The sequence below is a fragment of the Ramlibacter sp. P4_H7 genome (assembly GCF_056400765.1).
This window is the reverse complement of the sequence record NZ_JBFUKP010000035.1, coordinates 1-20975: the sequence shown is the minus strand read 5'-3', so window position 1 is coordinate 20975 and position 20975 is coordinate 1. Positions and strand designations below refer to the sequence as shown.

Sequence of the window (20975 nt, the reverse complement as noted above, 5' to 3'; positions counted from 1 at the left end):
GCGGCGCCCGGCGCGCGCTGCTCCGGCGGCGAGACGCAGGCCGCGGTCGCGAGGGCCGCGAGCACGGCGGCGACGTGGCGCAAGGTGCGCCCCGTCATGGCGCGCCCAGCGGCCGGCTGGTCTGCAGCCGCGCCTTGAAGGCCTCGATGCCATGGTCACCGAAGATCATGGTCCGGTGCAGCATCAGCGGCTGCGCGAAGAAGGGGTTGCCCCCGGGATTGACCGTGACGGCCAGCTGGTACTGCTGGCGCGCGAGCACGTCCAGCACCACGTCGTTGGCGTCGCCGAAGGGGAAGGCGTAATGGCGCACCTGCACGGCCAGCCGACGCTCGAGGATCTCGCGCGGCGCCTTCGCCTCCTGCTCCAGGCCCTGGCGGTACTGCTGGTCGTTCTCCGCGGCCACGCGGTCGATCAGGTTGCGGTGGGTCTTCGAATGCGCCTGGATCTCCACCAGTCCCGAGGCCGAGAGCTCCTGCAGCTGCGCCCAGCTGAGGGCTTCGCCCGAGCCGACGAAGTCGGTGTAGACGAACACCGTCGCCGGGAAGCCGTACTTGCGCAGCAGCGGGAACGCGTGGCGGTACGTCGATTCGTAGCCGTCGTCGATGGTGATGACCACCGCCCGCTGCGGCAGCGCCTGCTTGCCGGCGAGGTAGCCGACCAGCTGGCCGAGCGGGATGACGCGGTAGTCGTTGCGCGCGAGGTAATCGAGTTGAAGCGCGAAGTTGGCCGGCGACACCACCATCTTGCCGCCGCCCGTGCCGAAGCGGTGGTAGGAGAGGATGGGCACCGTCTGGTATTCGTCGGCGCGCACGCCGGTCGGGTTGGGGGACTTCAGGGGCACGACCAGCGGATGGCCCGCTTCCGCCCGGGCGATGCCGTTGAAATCGGCGATCGTCCAGTAGCGCTCCTCGCTGCCGAGGAAGTTGGCGGCGATCGACCGCAGCGTCTCGCCGGTCCCCGGCTGGTAGACCAGGAAGCGCTGGTTGCGGCCGAGCACGGTGCCGCGTGCGGGCGCTGCGACCGTGTCAACCGCGTTCGGCGCCACGGGGGCCTCCGGCGGCGTCACGCACCCCGCGAGCAGGCCTGCCGCCAGGGCGAGCGTGGCTGCGCCGCGCGCCGTCGATCGCAGGCCGTTCATGGCGCGGAGGGAGGCACGAGGGTGGGCGCCTCGGATCCGGGTGGAACGACTCTCGGCGCCGCGGCCGGATCGCGCGCCTGCTGCAATGCCTGCGCCATGTGGTCGAAGGCGGCATACAGCTGGCCGAATTCGTCGTTGCGCGGCTCGGCGATGCGGTGCTCGAAGTGACCGCGGCCGATCTCGGCCATGGACTCGATGAGCAGGTGGATCGGCCGGGCGAACCAGTCGGCGACGAAGTACATGGCCACCGCCACCGCCAGCACCGTGACGATCACCAGCGCCGCCATCAGCCCCATGGAGAGCCGGGCGACGTGCACCAGCGGCCGCTCGGCCAGCCCGAGCGCGACGCGCCCGACGCTCTTGCCCTGGAAGGTGATGGGCGTCTCGAACGCGAGCACGCGCTCGCCCCCCGCCTCGTGGCGCCACATCGTGACGCCGCCGCCGGACGCGCCGATCGCCTGGCCGGCCGGCCGCGCATAGGCCTGGCCCACGCGGGCTGCGTCGCCGTCGGCCCGCACGATGTTGTCGCGGTCGACGACGGTGATGCTCTGGAAATCGCCCGTCTTCATCATCTCCTGCACCGAGACGTCGACCACCGGCCAGTCCTCTCCCAGCGCGGCGATCGCGTTCTGGGCGGCGATGAAGCGCGCGAGCGAAGCGCCGTTGCCCATGACCTGCTCCAGCATGGCGCCGTACTGGCGCTGCGTGATCACGGCGGCCGAGATGCCCATCACGACCATCACCACCAGGGCCATGGTGGCGGCCCACTTCACCCGCAGCGGGATGATGCGCGGCCTGGCCCGCACGCGCGCCGATTCGTCGATCTCGGCCAGCACCCGGCCGAGCGCCTCGGACAGTTCGCGGCCGGTCTGGAAGCGGCGATCGGGACTCTTGGCCAGGCAGCGTTCGACGATGCGCCGCAGCGAGGGGGGAAGGTCGGGCCGTTCCTTTTCGAGCGGCGGCGCCTCCTCGTTGGCGATCCGCAGGGCCACCGCCACCAGGCTGTCGCCGGCGAACGGCCGGTGGCCGGTGAGCATCTGGTAGAGCACGATGCCCACCGAGAACAGGTCGGAGCGCCCGTCGAGCTTGTCGCCGCGGGTCTGCTCGGGCGACATGTACTGCGGCGTTCCCAGTACGTCGCCCACGCGGGTGTGCTGCTCGCCGGTGACCGAGGAATCCATGTGGGCGATGCCGAAGTCGGTCACCTTGATGGTGTCGGTGCCTTCCAGCCGCACGATGTTGCCGGGCTTGATGTCGCGGTGGACGATGCGGTGCGCGTGCGCGTAGTCGAGCGCGTTGGCCAGCTGGATGCCCATGACCAGCACGTCGCGCACGGGCAGCGGCCGGTTGGGCTTCATCACCTCGCTGAGGACGTCGCCCTGCAGGAACTCCATGGCCATGTAGGGCCGGCCGTCGATCTCGCCGACGTCGTGCACCGTGACGATGTTGGGATGCGACAGGCCGCCGGCCGCGCGCGCCTCGCGCAGGAAGCGTGCTCGGCAGTCGCTGTCTTCGCACAGCGTCGAATGCAGGAACTTGAGGGCCACGTCGCGCCCGATGCCGGGATCGTGCGCCTGGTAGACGCTGGCCATGCCGCCACGGCCGAGCGTGCCGAGGATCTGGTAGCGCCCCACCTGGCGCTGCGGCACATCGCCGGCCGCCCGGCTGCCGGGCAGCGTGTCGCCCGCACCGGTGCGCGGCTGGGCGCTGGAGGAACCCGGCGGATGCGTAGCGGCCAGCTGCGCGAGCCTGCTGTTGGCCGCGGTGATCGACGGCATCTCCCCGAGCGGCGAAGCCACCGGGGCGACGCGGGTGGCGTCAGGATCGAACGCGGGTGCGGCGGAATCCGCCGCCGCGTCGGCAGGACCCGCCTTGGGAAACTCTTTCGTCAGTGCCATCACCATGCCTTGCTGCGGCAACCCCCGCCGCTTCGCCCCATGGTCGGCGGCCGGCGCCGGGCCGGCAATGAACGAAAGTCATCTCACTTCAGCATGTTGGCGTAGATCCCCGGCGTGGAATCCGGGATCTCGATCGCCCCGGCGACCTTCCGGAAGAACTCAGGTTCCCCGACCCAGCCGGCAATGGCATAGCCGTAGCCCATGGTGCGCATGTCGTGCAGGCAGGCGAGAAGGAGGGCGGCCCCGATCCCGCGGCCACGGGCGGAGTCGAGCACGCCGATGGGGCCGACGAAGCCGCGGGCGGTGGCGTCGTAGCAGCAGAAGCCCTGGATGTCGTTGCCGTGCTGGGCGATGAAGAGGCTTGGCGGCCTATTGCCAAGGGCCACCGACGCTTCGCTCGACCAGCCGGCCGAAAAATTTCGCGCTGTCCATGTGACGATCAGTTTGTGCTCCGGAGCCAACGGTCGGCGGACCTGGACAATGTCCGCGCGCGCCGGGCGCGCTTGATGCAGAGGGATGAGCATGTCCATAGCGTGCGTCAACCGCTGACCATCATTCGCACCGATTTGCACGGAATCCAGGACCAGCGTTCTCCATCAATGGTCAACCCGAGGTCAAAAGAACTGATCGCCCAAACGGATGGGCCACCGCGAGCAAACCGACTCACCGTGGGGACGCCGCTCACCAAGGCCAACTCAAACCATTGCTTGCCTTTGGCGGATTTGTAGAGTCTCTGCCCCCCGATCCAGAAGTGATGGTTATGTATCGTGCGGACGTCGGAAAAGTACACGCCAGGAAAACCGGACTCTTCCGTGTCACACATGTCATCCACAGAACCGTGCAAAAGCATCCCACCTGCGCCGCACGCCACGAATCTTTTGGAATCTACCGCACTGACTGCGTTAAGCATTGCGTTCGTGCCACTCTCGATGCGGCGGAGCGCGCCTGCAGTCATGACGAATAGCAATCCCCCACCTCCGACACCGACCAAGTACCGGCCTCCCAAGTCGGACAGGCCATAGATCGCGCTGTCGGCGTCAACCATGTCGCGATCCAGCAGCAACTCGTCCTTCCGTTCTACCAAACTGCCGCGAAGCGGAAACCGATACAGCTGGTTCGACATGCCTCCCACGTAGACGAATTCCCCTTGTGTTGCACAACAGTTCAGGTAACCGAAGGTGGCCGGCCCCTCTTCACCAAAGGCGTCGTAAATAGGCTTCACCACACCTCCGGGCCTCATCTCCCACAGATGCCCCCCGGGCGAAACCACCAAGGCATGGAAGTCGCTGGGCGAAGTTCCAACTGCAACCGCCCACAGCAGGAGTTCAGATGCACCGGGAAATTCCGCGAGCAAAAAGGCCTCTTCGCGGCTTCTGTCCACGAGCACCAATGCGCTGCGCCTCTGCTCCAGCGCCGGATCCGGCGGATCGCTCAGGACAAGGATGCATTGGGTGTCATTTAGCGAAACTGCGTCCACGGGCGGGAACACCCGGCAGTAGTCAGCAAGCGAGAGTGACGGCACCTCGTAACCTCCAGCTTTGAGCCTAGCTCAAAACGGTGGCCGTTCGTACCGGTGTGTCAGCCGGGATGGAGGCCTGCGTGACGTGATAGGCCTCGAGCTGCGCCTCGGTACAGGCCTTATTGCAGTGCGGAAACGTTTGCTGATGTGCCCAGGCACCGTCCTGGATTGACTCTCCCAGAGTTGCATAAGAGTTGTGCTGATGTGGGTCTGGCCCCCAGCTGTCCAGAGGCTGATTCCGGACTCCATTGCGGCGTCGCCGCTTCGCCTTGTCCCTGAGGCTTTGCAGCTTGTGGTGCAGAGCGTCGGAATGATCCTTGCCGACGCACACTGTGGGCGCATCGAACTGATCGTATGACTCGAATTGCTTGTCAAGCGGTAGCGATTTCGAGAGCGGCGATTCGATCTGCGCGCCCGTTGCTGCTATGACTGCCTGCGTGACCCCCATCCCTGACAAGCCACCGCGGCCTCCCGGCTGGGTGAAGGATGAAACCTCCACCAAGTGGTCCCCCGTGCGTTCGTCCGTGTTGGTATCCTCGCCACAGCAGAACTGCTTGTCCAGCTTCTTAGGCACGAGGATGCACTTCTGGGCTTCCTTGCAGGCACTCGTACAGCCTTTCACCTTGTTCCCCTGCACAGTCGCCGACGCACACTTAGTCTCGAACTCCGATTTCTGTGTCGCGCACTCGGCAGGAAGAGCATTCAACATGTCCTGGTACACCGTCGGCAGACTATTTGGCGGAGTAGAGCCATGATTGTGCGTGGTCATGTCCATGTGACGGACGACGTTCTCGCCTTCCGCCTTGACATCCATTGACCACGCGGTGAAGTAGACCTTGCCGGTTGTCTGATGGGTCACAACGCCCTTCATCGGCGCTGATCCAGCCTCGTCACCGGTGCTCTTCTTGAAGTAGCTTTTGTCCTTAAGCATGATCTCCTGTCCGGAGATCTTCACGGTCGAAGAACCATCGGTCGTATCAGACGCGAACGCCGTATTCGGATACGGGATGGGAACGCCCGGCGGTGTGGCCGGCGTCTGCGGCGGTGTCATGCAGACGTCCGGAAACGCGCAGATGGACTTTCCTGCTGCTTGCTTGCAGGAGATTTCCATGCCATTTGCGTAGACCTCGTTGCTCATCCCAATGCCTCATACTGAAACACCGCCGCGGCCCGCTCTCCCGCATCGTTGCCGGCATGAAGGAGGACGCTCGGACCTTTCGCATAACGCTTCTCGCACGCGGCCAAAGCCGCGGCGAGTATTGCCGCACCCGATGCCGCTCCAATTTCTCCAGTGCACTCCGCTGGATGCCACATATCGAATTCCTTTTTTCGGACTCTAAGCAGCCTGGTCAACGCTATCGCCGCCTCTTTAAAGTAATACTGCTCGCCCGAAATGTCAGTGATTCGGTAATCGAGATCCTGCATTTGGACCCCTGCCTCACCGATTGCCTGACGGATCGCTTGCACCAAACCATCGCCCCGCAAGGGATGCTCGCTCTCGATCGCCCCAGGCTCACGTCCGAATCCGATCCCAGAACAAACCAGCCATGTGCCCTTTGCAGGCGGCGCTCCGACGAGCAGCGCGCCAGCGCCTTCACCTGGCATAAAACCGTTCGCGGTCCGATCCGTGAGCAGCCTGTCGCGCTCCTCGTAGTGCCGCAGCGAAGTCCACGCCAGTAGGCTGTCCACCGCAACAATCACGACGTGCCGTTGCGCATGCCCATGCACCAACTGCCGGGCGCGCACGAGCGCCACGCTCACACCAACGCGCCCGGAGGCAACCACTGCCGAATCCGCGGCGAAGCTTGCATCGAGGTCGGCGCATATCATCCCGAACAGCCGCTCCTCCAGCCCCTCAAGTCGGCCTGGGCGCTCACGCTCGGCAACGCACAGGATCACAGGGATCCGAGCCCAATCCTTGCGCGGAAACTGCTGCAGTGCTTCTTCTATGCACATAGCAGCCATCTTGGCCAGTCTACGCATACTGCGCAAAGGTTCAGAAAGCATCACCTGATGCGCCATGATCCAGCTGCCATGCGCGCCCAAGTACCGACTGGCTGTGGGGTTCGTCAGTTTTGCGCGGAATGCCGCACAGCTTTCGTCGGCAGTGAGACCAACGGATGTCACGAGTCCGGCCCTCAAAATGGCGATTCCGCTGCGTGTCACGTTCCCGGCTCCGGGAGATGCTCGTCGGCCATCGGCAGCATGACGACGGGGATGGGGAAGGCCTGCTCACGCTTCTGCCACCACTGCCTGCCCTTGCGTCCGACGAGAACCTGCGCGACTTCGTGAATGCTTCGCCGCAGGGGTCGCGCCAGGCGCCATGTCATCGTGAAACGCTCGTGGTCCACATCGAAGGTGATCGTGTCGAGCGTGCCCGTGTAATCCTCCGGTCTGCCGTGTTTTGGGAATAGCTTGATGGGCGCATCAAAGTGAGGCAGCACAAACGTCCTCGGGCCGTTCGCAGTAAAACCCTGAAGGACCACTTCCGTCGGCTGCTTGGGGACGGGAATTTGCTGATCCACAGCCGCGGCTTGGTGATACCTTTCGTCGAAGTCCGTTGGCAAGAAGGGGAAGACCTCATCGAGCCATTGCTGGTCGTAGGTCCCAGCGTAGCGCGCGCGTCCAGACCAACCTCGTCCTACCGGTCCCAAGGCCATGGGTCGGCAGGCCTGGTCGGGAGAACCAATCTCTGTGCCAATTTCTTCGGTGTTCGGAAGAGGCGTTCCGTCCACCCAGGAACTCTTCAGGTGCTTATGCCACCCGCGGCCTGCCGGGTTTGGCAGGAAGGCGTCATGCTCGCCCGCGTCGTCACTGAACCGGTCCATCCCACCGAAGGCCGTGTCGTACGAAATCAGCTTTTCGACAAACGCTGTGGGCGATGACGCGCGGATTCCTGTCGCGCCCGCCTGCCAGAGCCTATCGCCTACCACGTCGAAGCGCTTTTCCATGGCGCCGACGCGCAGACTGATGCGTATGCGGGTAACCGGCTTAGACCCTGAAGTCCGGGCATGGCCGATGAGAAGTACATCGCACATGGCTTTCCGAGGTGCGAAATCCATTTCGTATACGGGCGCGCTGTATCCAGGCGCGCCCGTGAACGTGTCCGCCATCACGAGTGGCACTTGCTCATCGTGCAAGCGCACCTGCTCACTGCCTTGCGGCAGCACGAATGTTCCCTTGATGACGACGACAAGCAATTCGCGCCCACTGGGCTCCGTACCCATCGTATAACCCGCCTGCATCCGCGTGGCGTTGATGAACTCCATGGAGTCAGCCTCAGTTCAGCTGCACCGATCCACCCTTGATCCGATTCACGCCGGTGGATCTGCTGAGCACGTAAGCCCCCTCGATCAGCACCTTCCCTGCTTTGGTCAATGTGATGCTCGCCTTGCCGCAGCGCAGCACCAGCTGCTGCTGCGCGCTGACGATCATGCGTTCGCCATCCGCTTCCACGTCCACCTGCTCGGGGCGACCTGCAGCGGTGCCTTGCAGCACGCCCATCACGATCGGCTTCGTCGCATCGGCGCCCTCGAACATCAGCACCACCTGCCGGCCGATGTGCGCTGCATGCAGGTCCACCACGCTGCGTGCCTGCCTCGCCGGCGCTTCGGGTTGGGATGGATCGATCACCAGGGGCGTGACCCCGTCGTCCATCAATGCCACCAGCCCGCCGATCTGCACCGGCATCGCTGTCCAGCTCTCGAACCCGTCCCTGGCGCTCATGGCATCTCCTTCAGTTCTGCAGGATCTTCGATCCCTTCATCACGATGTCGCCGCCGGCCTTGATGTTGATCTTCCCGGACCCGTCGATCGTGATGTCCTTGCCCTTGATCTGGATCGTTCCGTCCTTCTTCATCGTGATGCTGGCGCTGCCCGTCTTGATCGACACGGAGTCGCCGGCATCGATAACCAGGTTCTTCCCGACCTTGACCGCATCGTCTTCGCCCACGGAAGCAGAGCGTCCCTTCGCCACGGTCGTGGACTGGGCACCGCCCACGTCCACGCTGCGGTCCGCGCCGATCTTGTTGGTCTGGCCGGAACCCACCGTGGTGCTCTGGCTCGCTCCCACATCGATGGTCTGGCTGGCCCCGACCGTCACGCTCTGCAGCGCCCCGATCGCCACAATCTGCGCGGCACCGACGGCGATCTCCTGGGCGCCCCCGACCGCAATCGTCTCGTTCACCCCCACCGCATGCGTCCGCTGCAGGGCCACCGTCGCGGTTTCGCTGCCACCCACGCTGATCGAGCGGTTGGCGCCGATGCCGATCGTCTCGTTGGCGCCCACGGTTTCGGACCGGTTCGCCGCGATCGCGATCGTTTCGTTCGCGCCGACGTTCTCCGTCCGGTTGGCACCGATGCCGATGGTCTCGTTGGCCCCCACGGTCTCGCTGCGGTTCACGCCGATGGCGATCGTCTCGTTGTTCCCCACCGTTTCGGTGCGGTCGTGCTTCACCAGCGTCGTCTCGTCGTGGTCGATGGTCTTCTTGCGGTCGTTGCCCACCCAGTGGGTTTCGTCCTTCTCGACCTCGATGTCCTGGTTCTTTTCCGCGTGCAGCCACACCTGCTCGCTGCCTGCCTTGTCCTCGAAGCGGATCGCATTGGCGTTGCCATAGCCGCCGCCCTTGGAGGAGCGGCTCAGGATGCCGGACTGCGTGGCGTTGGCCGGCAGGTCCCACGGCGGCATCTGCTCGGCGTTGTAGACGCGGCCCGTGATGAGGGGCTGGTCCGGGTCGCCTTCCAGGAAGTCGACCACCACCTCCTGCCCGATGCGCGGGATGTCCACCATGCCGAAGTTCTTGCCGGCCCAGGGATGCGAGACGCGCACCCAGCACGAGCTCTCCTCGTTCTTCTTGCCGTAGCGGTCCCAGTGGAACTGCAACTTCACGCGGCCGTACTTGTCGGTGAAGACCTCCTCTCCGGACGGCCCGACCACGGTGGCGGTCTGCGGTCCCTGGACGCAGGGCTTGTGCGTGCGCCGCCGGGGCCGGAACTGCTGCGCCGCCGGGATCGCGGCAAACTCGCAGCGGTAGTCGGCCGCCGTGTTGCCGGACTCGTAGCCGTTCACCTGCGCGCGCACCGACAGCGAGGTGATCAGGAACTCGTCGTTCTGGTCCTTGCGCGGGTGGTGCGAGAGCTTGAGCAGGCGGCCGACCTCGATGCCCTGGGCGTTGGATGCGGCGCGCATCGACTGGAAAGGGGTCTGCAGTTCGTCCATGCGGTCCTCGGCCCACTGACTGCCGTCGGCCGACTGCACGTAGTCGCCCTGGAAGTCGAACACCTCGTAGTCCGACAGGGCGTAGCTGCGCTGCTTGTCGGCCTTCACCTTCAGGTCGGTCGAGGGCCGCTCGAAGTCGTAGCTGGTGAGCGCCACCTTGCCGCTGCGCACTTCGCGAGAGAAGCTGCAACCCGAGACGTGGTCCGTGTCGGCGGCGGCGTCCGCGCCCTCCTCCACGTACGGCAGCGACTTGCAGGTCGGCGCCGCATCGTGCGCACTTTGCGAATCCACCAGCACCAGCTTGTGCTGGCCGTCGCCGTGCACGAAGTACCAGTAGATGCCCTCGTGTTCCAGCAGCCGCGCGACGAAGTTGTAGTCGCTCTCGCGGTACTGCACGCAGTAGACCCACTTGCGGTAGCTGCGGAACAGCTTGAACTCGAAGCTGGCCACGCCGTGGTCCTCGAACACCTTCTTGACGATGTCGGGGACGCTCAGTTCCTGGAAGATCCTGCAGTCGGCCGTGCGCGTGAGGAACCACAGCCAGGGGTGCACGGTCGCGTGGTAGGTGAAGTACTGGCCCTGGTGCGCGCCCATGCCGAAGCGCGAGACGTAGCCGTGGAAGAAGCGCTTGCTGTCGTCGCGCATCTGCACCTTCACCGTCATCGGCTTGCCCAGGAGGTCTTCGGGCTTCAGGTCCGGCTTGGGGCTGAGCAGGGTCAGCTGCGTCTCGCCGAGCTCGCTCAGGCCGGCCGATGCGGTCATCGCAGCGAACAGCAGGCTGTCCGCGGGGAGCGGGCAAGTGAGCGTGACCGGGGCAGGCATGCGGGCAGCGGGCGAGGCGCGCGGAGTGGGTGTCGCCGAACTTACGGGGTCGGGCGCGAACGCGGCAGGGCCGAAAGTCATGGGCATGGCGCGCCCCTCAGTCGAACCCGTATGCGAAGTCCCCGTCCTGCACGCTCAGGCGCACGCCCTTGAGCGCCTGCCCGGCGGTGAGCCGCTGCAGGTACTCGCGCGAGATGTGCGGCAGCACGGTGTTGGTCAGGATCGCGTCGACCACGCGCCCGCCCGACTCCGCCTCCGTGCAGCGCGACACGACCAGCTGCACCACGTCATCGCCGTACTCGAAGGGGATGCCGTGGTTGTCGGCCACCCGCTTGCCGATGCGACCGAGCTGCAGCCGCACGATGTTGCCCATCATCTCGTCCGACAGCGGGTAATAGGGCACGACCACCAGCCGCCCCAGCAGCGCGGCCGGGAAGACCTGCAGCAGCGGCTCGCGCAGGGCCTTGGCGATGGCCTCCGGCTCCGGGATGCGGGCCGGGTCGCGGCACATGTGGGCGATCAGCTCGCTGCCCACGTTGCTGGTCAGCAGGATGATGGTGTTCTTGAAGTCGATCCCGCGCCCTTCGCCGTCTTCCATCCAGCCCTTGTCGAACACCTGGAAGAACAGCTCGTGCACATCCGGGTGCGCCTTCTCCACCTCGTCCAGCAGCACCACGCTGTAGGGACGCCGGCGCACCGCTTCGGTCAGCACGCCACCCTCGCCGTAGCCGACATAGCCGGGCGGCGCGCCCTTCAGCGTGGAGACGGTGTGCGCCTCCTGGAACTCGCTCATGTTGATGGTGATCAGGTTCTGCTCGCCGCCATACAGCGACTCCGCCAGCGCCAGCGCGGTCTCGGTCTTGCCGACACCCGAGGTTCCGCACAGCATGAACACGCCGATCGGCTTGTTGGGGTTGTCCAGTCGCGCGCGCGAGGTCTGGATGCGCCGCGCGATCATGTCCAGTGCATGCTTCTGGCCGATCACGCGCTGGTTCAGCGTGTCGGCGAGGCGCAGCACCGATTCGACCTCGTTCTTCACCATGCGGCCCACGGGCACGCCGGTCCAGTCCTGCACCACGCTGGCGACGGCCGCCTCGTCCACGGTCGGCAGGATCAGGGGCGAATCGCCCTGCAACGCATCGAGCCTGGCCTGCAGGCCCGCGAGTTCCGAGAGCAGCCTTTCGCGCTCGGCGGGTGTGAGCGCAGCTTCGGCCGGCGGCGTCGCAGCTTCCACCGCGGCCGGCCTGGCCTCGCCCTGCCCCGGCGCAGCGGCGGGTTTTTCCTCGGCCGGCTGCGCGCGCAGCCGCGCCCGGATGTCCAGGATGCGGTCCACCACCGACTTCTCCTCAGCATGCCGCTGCTGCAGCATGGCGAGCCGCGTCTGCTCGTCGTCCAGCGAGCGCACCACGCGCTTGCGGCGGTCCGCCACGTCGATGCCGATCGCTTCCTCCCGGCCGATGATCTCGCGCTCCACCTGCAGGGCGTCCAGGCGGCGCTGGCAATCCTCCAGCTCGGGCGGCGTCGCATGCTGGCTCACCGCCACCCGAGCGCAGGCGGTGTCGAGCAGGCTCACGGCCTTGTCGGGCAGCTGGCGCGCGGGGATGTAACGGTGCGACAGCCGCACCGCGGCGACGATGGCCTCGTCCAGCAGCGCGACGCGGTGGTGCTTCTCCAGGATGGAGGCGACACCGCGCAGCATCAGCACCGCCTTCTCCTCGCTGGGCTCGCCGACCTGCACCACCTGGAAGCGGCGAGTCAGCGCCGGGTCCTTCTCGATGTGCTTCTTGTACTCGGCCCAGGTGGTGGCGGCGATGGTGCGCAGCTTGCCGCGCGCGAGCGCCGGCTTCAGCAGGTTGGCCGCGTCGCCGGTGCCGGCTGCGCCGCCGGCGCCGATCAATGTGTGCGCCTCGTCGATGAACAGGATGATCGGCTTGGGCGAGGCCTGCACCTCGTCGATGACCGAGCGCAACCGGTTCTCGAACTCGCCCTTCATGCTGGCGCCGGCCTGCATCAGGCCGATGTCCAGCACGTGCAGCGACACGTCCTTCAGCTGCGGCGGCACGTCGCCGCTGGCCAGCCGCCGCGCGAAGCCCTCCACCACCGCCGTCTTGCCGACGCCGGCCTCGCCGGTGAGGATGGGATTGTTCTGCCGCCGGCGCATCAGGATGTCGACGATCTGCCGGATTTCCTCGTCGCGGCCCGCCACCGGATCCAGCTCGCCCTTGCGGGCCCGCTCGGTGAGGTCCACGGCGTAGCGCTGCAGCGCCTCCTGCTTGCCCATGGCCGCGGGCGCGATCGCACCGCTGGCCTCGCCCGGCTCGGCCGCTGCGCCGCTGCCGTCGCTGGCGCGCAGCCCCTGCTCGGGCGAGCCGGACAGGATCTGGCCGAAGCGGTCGGTCAGGTCCTCCAGCTTGATGCGATCGAACTGCTTCGAGAGGGTCATCAGCGCATTGCGCAGCGACGGCGTCTTCAGCATCCCGACCACCACGTAGCCGGTGCGCACCTGCGTGTCGCCGAACATCAGCGAGCCGTACACCCAGGCGCGTTCCACCGCGCTCTCGATCCAGCTGGACAGGTCGGTGATGGAGCTGGCGCCGCGCGGCAGGCGGTCCAGCGAGGCCATCAGGTCGGCCGCCAGCAGCGAAGCGTCCAGCCCGTAGTGCTTGACGATGCGGTGCAGGTCCGAGTCCTGCGTGTTGAGGATCTGGTACATCCAGTGCTGCAGTTCCACGTAGGGGTTGCCGCGCAGCTTGCAGAACACCGTGGCCCCTTCGATCGCCTTGTAGGCCAGCGGGTTGAGTTTGCCGAACAGGGCGGTGCGCGAGATTTCAAGCATGCCTGCCTCCGTGATGCCGCAAGAGGAAACTGGTGTGCGGACGCAGGCGCAGGTCGCTGCGCTCGCGCGGATGCGGGATGCGGCCGATCCAGGTCGCCACGCCCAGCCGCAGGCTCGCGCCCAGACGCGGCGGCGGCACGTGGTCGCGCGCTAGCGTGAGCCGCACGTCCCAGCGCAGGTCGGGCCCGGCGTAGTCGTTCACCCATTCGCTCAGCCCGGGCCACGCCACGCCGCCGGGCAGGAAGGCTTCGTACTGCGCCAGCGTCAGCGGTCCGAGCGCGATGCGGAACTTGTACTGGCGATCGCGCAGGCGCGAGCCGCAGCCCGCGCCGACCCCGAGCTCGCCGGCGCGGCCGGCGCTGCGCTCGCGCCGGTTGCGCGCGAACCCGAGCTGCGTGCGGTCCTGCCGGTCCAGCGCCAGCCACTGCGCGACGTGCTGTTCGATCCGCACCGGCACGCCGAAGTGGTTCGCCAGCAGCTTGCCCAGTCCCTCCGCGTGGCGGCTGCGCGAGCCGAGCAGGCCGGCCTGGAACAGGCGCGCGCTTTCCGGCAGCGCGCGCGGCGTGTCGGAGGCCCCGAGCGCGCCGCAGCTCGCTCCCAGCCACGCGGCGTAGCGGTCGTCCTGCGGCCGGTCGTGCTGCACCGTGGGCTGCGCCTGGGCCCAGGCGCGGTAGAACAGCGCGAGCATGCGGTGGTGGAACACGTCCAGGAAGCGCGCCGCCGTGGCGTCGCCGCGGAAGCGCAGGCGCTCGCGCACGTACTCGGTGAAGTGCAGCGGCATGGGACCCTGCGGCCCCAGCAACCCGAAGAAGCGCACGCCGAGGCGCGGCGCCGCGGCGGCGCCAGGCTCGAAGCTCGCGAGAGCGGCGGGCGCGAAATCCAGTTCCGGCTCCTGCCCGATGCGCAGCGCCTCCTGCGCGGGACGCTGGGCCCGGCCCAGGCGCGGCAGCTCAGGCCGCAGCGATTCCACCCGGCGCAGTACGGCGAAGAAGTCGTGCGCACGCGGGTCGGCGTGCAGCGCCGCGAACAGCCTGGCGAGGGCCTGCAGCCGCTCGGCCTCGGGGACGATCGCGGTCTCGCGCTTCACACCGTCTCCCTGAGGCCGATGCGCGGCGGCCAGCGCATCACCTCGCCGCGCTGGGGCGTGCGCAGCGTCAGCTGGGTGAAGCTGTTGATGGCCGCGTGGCGGGCGAAGAAGCGCTCCAGCACGCAGGCGAACAGGAAGGCGCTGCTGCCCTGGAACGCCATCTCGTCCAGTTCGAGCGCGATCTCGACGCCGGCCCCAAAGCTGAGGGGCCCGGTGAACGGCAACCTGCGCACGACCGGCCGCGCTTCCACGCCGTGGACGCCCTGGATCTGCCGGGCCCACACCGTGTCTTCCGGCGGTGCGTACAGGCCCAGCATCGTGCGCAGGGCCGCCGCCGCGCGCTGCGGCGTCTCGCCGGTGAGCGACAGGTGGTTCAGCGTCAGGTGGTTGACCAGGCTCCAGCCCAGCTCGCCGACCGGCCGGCGCGTCACCGGCCGCGTCGGCCCGCGCAACACGTCGACCCGCGCCACAGGGCCCGGCGACTCTAGCCGCCATTGCGGCGCGGTGTCCGCGCCCGTGGCGCCGCGCGGCAGCAGCGTCGGCAGGTCGCGGTTGCTGACCCAGGCCGAGACGGACAGCTGCCGCACGTCCTCGCGGTAGGGTCCATGCTGCGGGTCCACCAGCGCGAGGTACACCTCCTCGCCGATGTAGGAGGAACGCGGGCCGTTCTGCTGCTGCCGGGCGGACAGCAGGCGCGGCTCCCGCCGCACCGTGTAGTAGCCGCGCGGCTCGCCCTCGGCCGGCGGCGCGGCCTCGTGCCAGGTGGCGTACAGCGGCAGGAACTCCTGCTGCGCGACCCGCCCCGTGCCGTAACCGGTCACGCCGGCGATGCTGTGCACCTCGTAGTCCATCGGCCGGGTGCGGTCCGGGACCACGTGGTAGTCCCAGGAGCCGGTGCCCAGCTGGATGCGGTCCAGCCGCTTGTGGAACAGGTTGATCGCGGGCGTGCAGTACAGCGACAGGCTGTGCGCGTCCACCAGTGCTTCCAGCGCCGGGTCGCCCTTGTGCAGGAAGACGACCAGCTCCAGTTCGCTGCCGGCCGTGCGCGCCAGGCGTTCGGACAGCCCCGTCACCTCGAAGAACAGCAACCGCTGCGGCAGCGCGGCGGCCTCCTGCAGCAGCCGGTAGCCGGAGAAGGCGCGCAGCGATTCGGGCAGCAGCGCCTGCCCGGACGCGAAGCCCAGGCCACGCACGCTGTCGGCGCCGCGCCATTGCAGGCCCGGCGTCGCGGCCGTGCCGGCGTCGCCGTGGACCAGCGTGCCGGCGGCGGTGCCGAGCACCAGTTCGTGCAGCCGGAACGCGACGTCGTCGGGCGCGCTGATGTAGAACGCGAGCCGGTCCATCCCGAGCTGGCGGAACGTCACCCCACCGCCGCAGCGCAGCCGGATGCGCAGTCCGCCGCGCGTGCCCTGCGCCTGCGGCAGGCGCGTCATCGGCAGGTCCGGCGCGTAGCTGAAGTACTGCACGTTCACCAGCTCCACCGGCCACAGCGTGACGGCGTGGGCGCTGCGGAACTCGCAGTGCGTGTCCTGCCCGCGCGCCTGTTCCGACAGCAAGGCGCTGCCGCGCGGCAGCGTGTAGCCCTTCACCAGGTTGGGGTCGGCCGGGTCCACGCCGAAGCGCGCCACCATCATGGAAGGAACCGGCGCCAGGAAGTTGGGGTAGATCGACTCCAGCAGGTGGCCGATCAGCCGCGGCTGTTCCGCCTCCAGCTTCAGCTGCACCCGGGCGGCGAGGAAGGCGAACCCTTCCAGCAGGCGCTCGACATACGGGTCCGCGACCTCCATGCCCTCCATGCCCAGGCGCGAAGCGATCTTGGGAAATTCGGCGGCGAACTCGGCGCCGACCTCGCGCAGGTGACCCAGTTCCTCGCTGTAAAGGCGCAGCAGCCGGGGGTCCATGCCGGCTCCTAGCGCGCCTTGGACGGCGCGACACCGACCGCGTCGCGCACCGCCACCTGCCCGGCCTCGAGGTCGAGCCGCGTGCGCAGCAGCACCTCCAGCGGCATCGGCTGCGACCACAGGTGGCCGCTGATCTCGAACTCGATGACGTTGTGCGTGTCGAGCACGCTGGTCGCCTCCAGGGCGCGCACCACCAGCGTCTGCGGCAGGATGCGCGGCTCGAAGCGCTCGATCGCCTGCCGGATGTAGCCTTCGAGCACGCTCACGTCGATGGAGGAGGCGAGCTGGCCGGACAGCGGGGGCAGGCCGAAGTTCAGCACGCTGGCCGCCGCCTGCGGATGCGGCTCGGCCTGCGTCCCCAGCGGCTGCACGGAATTGAACAGCGCGGCCAGGTCACGCAGCACCGCCTGCCGCAGCTGCGACCGCGACATCACGCGGCGGTCTTCCGCCTCCACGCGCTCGCCAGGCTGGTCGTCGGTCAGCCGGTCCAGGAGGGACGGCTGCAGCCGGTTGCGCAGGTCGACGGCAGCCATGGCGGGTCACTGCGGCAGCAGTTCGTCCATGAACGAACTGGTCGCGCCGCTTTGCCCGCTGCTCTCCTGGCGGCGGTAGTCGACCTCCACCTTGGTGAACGCGAACTCGACCCGTTCCACGGGCGTGCCCTGATCGTCGACCTCGATGTCGATCGCGCTCACGCGGGCTCCGCCCAGGACGATGGTGAAGAAGTCGACCTGCGCGTCGCCGGCCTTGCGCATCGTCAGCTTCGCCTCCTTCACCTCGTCGTTGGTGGCCAACGCGCTCATGAGGGAGGTGCTCGCGCTGTCGATTCCCTTGAACACGGTCAGGTGCTTGTAGGTGCGGCGCGCGGTGGCCTTGCCCGAGCCTACGGCGGAACCCGCGCTCATGCCCCAGGCCCAGGCCGCGACCACGATGTCGTTCTCGTGGTCCGGCGCCGACGCCTCGCCCTTGATCTTGCCCGCGCGCTTGGTCTGCACGTGCAGGAAGATGTCGCTGCCGTCGGATGCGGGATTCGGGGTCGGCGCCATGATTCGCTCCCGGTCCTAGCGCGATCTCAGCGGCCCGGTGCGGGCCCCGGATGGGTTGTGGATGTAGTAGTCGCCGTCGAACCTGCGGTCGTCGAGCCAGCCGAAGAGAGTCTGGGGGCCGGTGTTGCCCTGCAGCCCGACGGCCGCGGTGACCGGCGCGTAGAGGGTCAGCGCCAGCTTGACGCAGAAGGCCCGGCCCGACGGGCCCTTCGCAACCTCGCAGGCATGGATGCTCACCCCGTCGAAGTACGGCTTCAATGGCGCCAGCTTGCCCAGATTCCAGGCGGCCACGCCCTCCTTGCACAGTTGCAGATAGCCGGCCGCGCCGTGGCAGTAGATCATCAGGTCGCGGGCCCCGCCTTCGTTCTCGTCGCCCCACCTGATGCTGTCCGACACCAGCTCCGACAGCGGAATCCGCGGACCCGTCAGCATCACCGTCGTGTCCCACGGCGCCATGTCGTCAGCCGCCAGGCGACTGTCCTTCCAGGTCAGCGTGGCCATGGTGCGCGCGCGTCAGCGAGTTTCGGTGGTGGCCGTGTTCCACCCGAACTTGACCTCGCCGCCAAGTGCACCCTTGTCATCCTGCGGCTTGTAGGCGAACTCGACGTCCTTGTAAGAGCAGCTGACCTGCTCGACCACGTCGCCGCCCTGCGACCCGCCCGGCTGAACGCTGGTGATGTAGACCTCCTTCATGGTGATCACCAGGAAGTCCTTCTGGCCTTCACCGGCCTTGCGCCCGGTCAGCTTCATGGTGGCAAAGTGCTTGCCGCCCACGCAGTGCTTGGCGAGCACCGGCGAAGCCTTGTCGTACATGTGGGTGAAATGGAAATCCTGCGGGCTCGCCTTGCCCTTGCCGGACCCGCCGCCGGCGCCCGCGCCCGCAGCCTGCTGCACGCCCCAGGTCCACGACAGCACTTCGATCTCGCCCTTGTGGTCCTTGTGGGTGGATTCGCCGTCGACTCCTTCGAACTTGATATGGCAATCGATTGACATGTTTCACTCTCCTTGAATGGGACAAGAACTGCGCGCTGCTTCATCTGCGAATGCAGCCTGCATACCAACCGCAGCGACACCGTCGGCCCTGCATCGCTGCCCATGCATTCGTTCACTCTCCGGACCCGGAACGCGCGCCCGCAAGGGCCGGCGCGCGCCGGGCAACATCGGGATCAGGCGGCCTTGGCGGACGGCAGCTTCGACACCAGGCGCAGCGACACGGTCAGCCCCTCCAGCTGGTAGTGCGGCCGCAGGAAGAACTTGGAGGTGTAGTAGCCGGGATTGCCCGGGACTTCCTCGACCACCACTTCGGCGGCGGCCAGCGGCTTCTGCGCCTTGGTGGTCTGCGAGGAATTCGCCGGGTCGCCATCGACGTAGTTCATGATCCAGTGGTTCAGGAACTTGGCCATGTCCTCGCGCTCGCGGAAGGAGCCGACCTTGTCGCGCACGATGCACTTCAGGTAGTGCGCGAAGCGGCAGCAGGCGAACAGGTAGGGCAGCCGCGCCGCCAGGTTGGCGTTGGCGGTGGCGTCGGGGTCGTCGTATTCGAACGGCTTCTGCAGCGACTGCGCGCCGATGAAGGCGGCGAAGTCGGAGTTCTTGCGATGCACCAGCGGCATGAAGCCGTTCTTGGCGAGTTCGGCCTCGCGCCGGTCGCTGATGGCGATCTCGGTCGGGCACTTCATGGCGACGCCGCCCTCGTCCGTGGGGAAGGTATGCGTCGGCAGGCCTTCGACGGCGCCCCCGGATTCGACACCCCGGATGCAGGAGCACCAGCCGTACATCTTGAATGCGTTGTTGATGTTGACCGCCATGGCGTAGGCCGAGTTTGCCCAGGTGTAGGCACCGTGCTCGCCGCCCGCGGTCTCTTCCTCGAAGTTGAACTCCTCCACCGGATTGGTCTTGGCCCCATAGGGCAGCCTGGCCAGGAAGCGGGGCATCGCCAGTCCGACGTAGCGCGCGTCTTCGGAGGTGCGCAGCGACCGCCAGGCGGCGTATTCGGGCGTGGTGAAGATCTTGGTCAGGTCGCGCGGATTGGCCAGTTCCTGCCACGACCCCATCTGCATCAGCGCGGGGCTCGCGGCGGCGATGAAGGGGGTGTGGGCGGCGGCCGACACCTTGCTCATCTCACCCAGCAGTTCGACGTCCGGCGGGCTGTGGTCGAAGTAGTAGTCCCCCACGATGCTGCCGAAGGGTTCGCCGCCGAACTGGCCGTACTCCTCCTCGTACACCTTCTTGAACAGCGGGCTCTGGTCCCAGGCCGTTCCCTTGTAGCGCTTGAGCGTCTTGCCCAGGTCCAGCTTGGAGATGTTGAAGACGCGGATCTTCAGCATCTCGTCGGTCTCGGTGTTGTTCACCAGGTAGTGCAGGCCGCGCCACGCGCTCTCGACCTGCTGGAAGTCCGCGTGGTGCAGGATGGCATTCACCTGGGTGGACAGGCGCTTGTCGAGCTCCGCGATCATGGCCTCGATCGACATCATCACGTCGCTGCCGATCAGGGTGGTGTTCACCAGCGCCTGCTGCGCCAGCGTGAGCACCGCCTGTTCGACCGCCGTCTTCGCATCGTCGGACTTGGGCTTGAACTCCTTGTTCAGCAAGGAGGCGAACTCACCGCCCTGGAACTCGATGCCTTCCAGCGCGGAAGCGGGATTGAGTGTGGTTTCGGCCATGGTGTTCGTCTCCATCAGGCGTGATCGGCAGGGCCTTCGAGGGCCGGTTTGCGGGCCTCGGCCAGCGACTTCAGCAGCGCGGGGTCGGTGATCACCTTGGCGATCAGTTCCTCGGCGCCGGTCTTGCCGTCCATGTAGGTCACCAGGTTGGCGAGCTGCTGCCGCGCCTCCAGCAGCTGCCGCAGGCCCTCGACCTTGCGCGCCACGGCGGCCGGGGAGAAGTCGTCCATGCTCTCGAAGGTGATGTCCACCGCCATGTTGCCCTCGCCGCTCAGCGTGTTGGGCACCTGGAAGGCCACCCGCGGCTTCATCGACTTCATGCGGGCGTCGAAGTTGTCGACGTCGATGTCCAGGAACTTGCGCTCGGCCACCGGCGGCAGCGGCTCGCTGGGCTTGCCCGACAGGTCCGAGAGCACGCCCATGATGAAGGGCAGCTGCACCTTCTTCTCGGCGCCATAGAGCTCGACGTCGTATTCGATCTGCACCCGGGGTGCGCGGTTGCGGGCAATGAACTTCTGGCTGCTGGTTGCCATGGTGGAGGCTCCTTCCGAGTAGGCGGCTTGCGTATCAGGAGTGGGGGGTGCCGGCGAGCTTCTCGACCTGGTCGACGCCATCGGGGATGAGGTCGCGCACGATGTCGATGAAGTTCTTGCTCATCAGCCGCTGCGACCTGCGAATCAGCAGCGGGGCGGGATTGCTCGGTTCGTTGCGTTCGATCCATTCGCAGGCGCGCTCCAGCGCGCGGATCACGTCCTCGCGCGAAGCGATCGCGATGCCGGACGTCGCCGGGGCCGCCTCCCGGGCGGGCGCCTGCGCGCCGGGCGTGGCGGGCGCGACGGCGGTGCCC

At 67.3% G+C, this 20975-nt stretch carries 19 protein-coding genes; all 19 read right to left on the bottom strand.

Annotated elements, in window-relative coordinates:
• Window positions 1-94: 94 nt before the first annotated feature.
• Window positions 95-1138 (bottom strand): polysaccharide deacetylase family protein, encoded by a 1044-nt coding sequence (locus tag AC1DSA_RS25865; RefSeq protein WP_477894102.1) that lies wholly within the window; start codon window positions 1136-1138, stop codon window positions 95-97.
• Window positions 1135-3036: a protein kinase domain-containing protein gene (locus AC1DSA_RS25860; RefSeq protein WP_477894100.1), complete on the bottom strand. Its 1902-nt coding sequence runs from the start codon at window positions 3034-3036 to the stop codon at window positions 1135-1137. Before AC1DSA_RS25860 ends, AC1DSA_RS25865 begins: the two co-directional genes overlap by 4 nt.
• A gap of 83 nt (window positions 3037-3119) precedes the next feature.
• Window positions 3120-3560 (bottom strand): GNAT family N-acetyltransferase, encoded by a 441-nt coding sequence (locus tag AC1DSA_RS25855; protein WP_477894098.1) that lies wholly within the window; start codon window positions 3558-3560, stop codon window positions 3120-3122.
• A 14-nt stretch (window positions 3561-3574) separates the two neighbouring features.
• Complete coding sequence (locus AC1DSA_RS25850) at window positions 3575-4513, bottom strand: hypothetical protein (RefSeq protein ID WP_477894096.1); 939 nt, start codon at window positions 4511-4513, stop codon at window positions 3575-3577.
• A gap of 67 nt (window positions 4514-4580) precedes the next feature.
• Window positions 4581-5693, bottom strand: coding sequence for a PAAR-like domain-containing protein (locus tag AC1DSA_RS25845; protein WP_477894094.1), 1113 nt, complete (start codon window positions 5691-5693; stop codon window positions 4581-4583).
• Window positions 5690-6721 carry a hypothetical protein gene (locus AC1DSA_RS25840; protein WP_477894092.1) on the bottom strand — a complete coding sequence of 344 codons (1032 nt, stop codon included), beginning with the start codon at window positions 6719-6721 and terminating at the stop codon, window positions 5690-5692. The genes AC1DSA_RS25845 and AC1DSA_RS25840 overlap by 4 nt, the downstream gene beginning before the upstream one ends.
• Window positions 6718-7824, bottom strand: coding sequence for a DUF2169 family type VI secretion system accessory protein (locus tag AC1DSA_RS25835; protein WP_477894090.1), 1107 nt, complete (start codon window positions 7822-7824; stop codon window positions 6718-6720). The genes AC1DSA_RS25840 and AC1DSA_RS25835 overlap by 4 nt, the downstream gene beginning before the upstream one ends.
• A 10-nt stretch (window positions 7825-7834) precedes the next feature.
• The gene (locus AC1DSA_RS25830) at window positions 7835-8281 is read right to left on the bottom strand and encodes a DUF6484 domain-containing protein (RefSeq protein WP_477894088.1); all 447 of its coding nucleotides are present in this window, start codon (window positions 8279-8281) and stop codon (window positions 7835-7837) included.
• A gap of 10 nt (window positions 8282-8291) precedes the next feature.
• On the bottom strand, window positions 8292-10595 hold the full coding sequence (locus tag AC1DSA_RS25825) for a type VI secretion system Vgr family protein (protein ID WP_477894086.1): 2304 nt from the start codon (window positions 10593-10595) through the stop codon (window positions 8292-8294).
• 97 nt (window positions 10596-10692) lie between these two features.
• Entirely contained in the window at window positions 10693-13431 is a 2739-nt protein-coding gene (tssH, locus tag AC1DSA_RS25820) for a type VI secretion system ATPase TssH (protein ID WP_477894084.1), read from the bottom strand.
• Window positions 13424-14518 (bottom strand): type VI secretion system baseplate subunit TssG, encoded by a 1095-nt coding sequence (tssG, locus tag AC1DSA_RS25815; protein WP_477894082.1) that lies wholly within the window; start codon window positions 14516-14518, stop codon window positions 13424-13426. The genes tssH and tssG overlap by 8 nt, the downstream gene beginning before the upstream one ends.
• On the bottom strand, window positions 14515-16419 hold the full coding sequence (tssF, locus tag AC1DSA_RS25810) for a type VI secretion system baseplate subunit TssF (RefSeq protein WP_477894080.1): 1905 nt from the start codon (window positions 16417-16419) through the stop codon (window positions 14515-14517). The genes tssG and tssF overlap by 4 nt, the downstream gene beginning before the upstream one ends.
• An 8-nt stretch (window positions 16420-16427) precedes the next feature.
• Window positions 16428-16952 carry a type VI secretion system baseplate subunit TssE gene (gene tssE / locus AC1DSA_RS25805; protein ID WP_477894078.1) on the bottom strand — a complete coding sequence of 175 codons (525 nt, stop codon included), beginning with the start codon at window positions 16950-16952 and terminating at the stop codon, window positions 16428-16430.
• Between the two features lie 6 nt (window positions 16953-16958).
• Window positions 16959-17465, bottom strand: a complete 507-nt coding sequence (locus AC1DSA_RS25800; RefSeq protein ID WP_477894076.1) for an Hcp family type VI secretion system effector — start codon at window positions 17463-17465, stop codon at window positions 16959-16961.
• 15 nt (window positions 17466-17480) lie between these two features.
• Window positions 17481-17966, bottom strand: coding sequence for a DUF4347 domain-containing protein (locus tag AC1DSA_RS25795; RefSeq protein ID WP_477894074.1), 486 nt, complete (start codon window positions 17964-17966; stop codon window positions 17481-17483).
• A 12-nt stretch (window positions 17967-17978) separates the two neighbouring features.
• The gene (locus AC1DSA_RS25790; protein ID WP_477894072.1) at window positions 17979-18458 is read right to left on the bottom strand and encodes an Hcp family type VI secretion system effector; all 480 of its coding nucleotides are present in this window, start codon (window positions 18456-18458) and stop codon (window positions 17979-17981) included.
• Window positions 18459-18631: 173 nt separating this feature from the next.
• The gene (gene tssC, locus AC1DSA_RS25785; RefSeq protein ID WP_477894070.1) at window positions 18632-20128 is read right to left on the bottom strand and encodes a type VI secretion system contractile sheath large subunit; all 1497 of its coding nucleotides are present in this window, start codon (window positions 20126-20128) and stop codon (window positions 18632-18634) included.
• Between the two features lie 14 nt (window positions 20129-20142).
• Window positions 20143-20661 carry a type VI secretion system contractile sheath small subunit gene (tssB, locus tag AC1DSA_RS25780; protein WP_477894068.1) on the bottom strand — a complete coding sequence of 173 codons (519 nt, stop codon included), beginning with the start codon at window positions 20659-20661 and terminating at the stop codon, window positions 20143-20145.
• A 34-nt stretch (window positions 20662-20695) separates the two neighbouring features.
• On the bottom strand, window positions 20696-20975 hold a 280-nt coding region (locus AC1DSA_RS25775; RefSeq protein WP_477894066.1), incomplete at its 5' end, for a type VI secretion system protein TssA.

What these genes read in the sequence shown, in the direction of transcription:
- AC1DSA_RS25865 (WP_477894102.1), bottom strand. Translation starts at nt 1,138, where the DNA reads ATGAACGGCCTGCGATCGACGGCGCGCGGCGCAGCCACGCTCGCCCTG.
- AC1DSA_RS25860 (WP_477894100.1), bottom strand. Translation starts at nt 3,036, where the DNA reads ATGGCACTGACGAAAGAGTTTCCCAAGGCGGGTCCTGCCGACGCGGCG.
- AC1DSA_RS25855 (WP_477894098.1), bottom strand. Translation starts at nt 3,560, where the DNA reads ATGCTCATCCCTCTGCATCAAGCGCGCCCGGCGCGCGCGGACATTGTC.
- AC1DSA_RS25845 (WP_477894094.1), bottom strand. Translation starts at nt 5,693, where the DNA reads ATGAGCAACGAGGTCTACGCAAATGGCATGGAAATCTCCTGCAAGCAA.
- AC1DSA_RS25835 (WP_477894090.1), bottom strand. Translation starts at nt 7,824, where the DNA reads ATGGAGTTCATCAACGCCACGCGGATGCAGGCGGGTTATACGATGGGT.
- AC1DSA_RS25830 (WP_477894088.1), bottom strand. Translation starts at nt 8,281, where the DNA reads ATGAGCGCCAGGGACGGGTTCGAGAGCTGGACAGCGATGCCGGTGCAG.
- AC1DSA_RS25825 (WP_477894086.1), bottom strand. Translation starts at nt 10,595, where the DNA reads ATGCCTGCCCCGGTCACGCTCACTTGCCCGCTCCCCGCGGACAGCCTG.
- tssH (WP_477894084.1), bottom strand. Translation starts at nt 13,431, where the DNA reads ATGCTTGAAATCTCGCGCACCGCCCTGTTCGGCAAACTCAACCCGCTG.
- tssF (WP_477894080.1), bottom strand. Translation starts at nt 16,419, where the DNA reads ATGGACCCCCGGCTGCTGCGCCTTTACAGCGAGGAACTGGGTCACCTG.
- tssE (WP_477894078.1), bottom strand. Translation starts at nt 16,952, where the DNA reads ATGGCTGCCGTCGACCTGCGCAACCGGCTGCAGCCGTCCCTCCTGGAC.
- AC1DSA_RS25800 (WP_477894076.1), bottom strand. Translation starts at nt 17,465, where the DNA reads ATGGCGCCGACCCCGAATCCCGCATCCGACGGCAGCGACATCTTCCTG.
- AC1DSA_RS25795 (WP_477894074.1), bottom strand. Translation starts at nt 17,966, where the DNA reads ATGGCCACGCTGACCTGGAAGGACAGTCGCCTGGCGGCTGACGACATG.
- AC1DSA_RS25790 (WP_477894072.1), bottom strand. Translation starts at nt 18,458, where the DNA reads ATGTCAATCGATTGCCATATCAAGTTCGAAGGAGTCGACGGCGAATCC.
- tssC (WP_477894070.1), bottom strand. Translation starts at nt 20,128, where the DNA reads ATGGCCGAAACCACACTCAATCCCGCTTCCGCGCTGGAAGGCATCGAG.
- tssB (WP_477894068.1), bottom strand. Translation starts at nt 20,661, where the DNA reads ATGGCAACCAGCAGCCAGAAGTTCATTGCCCGCAACCGCGCACCCCGG.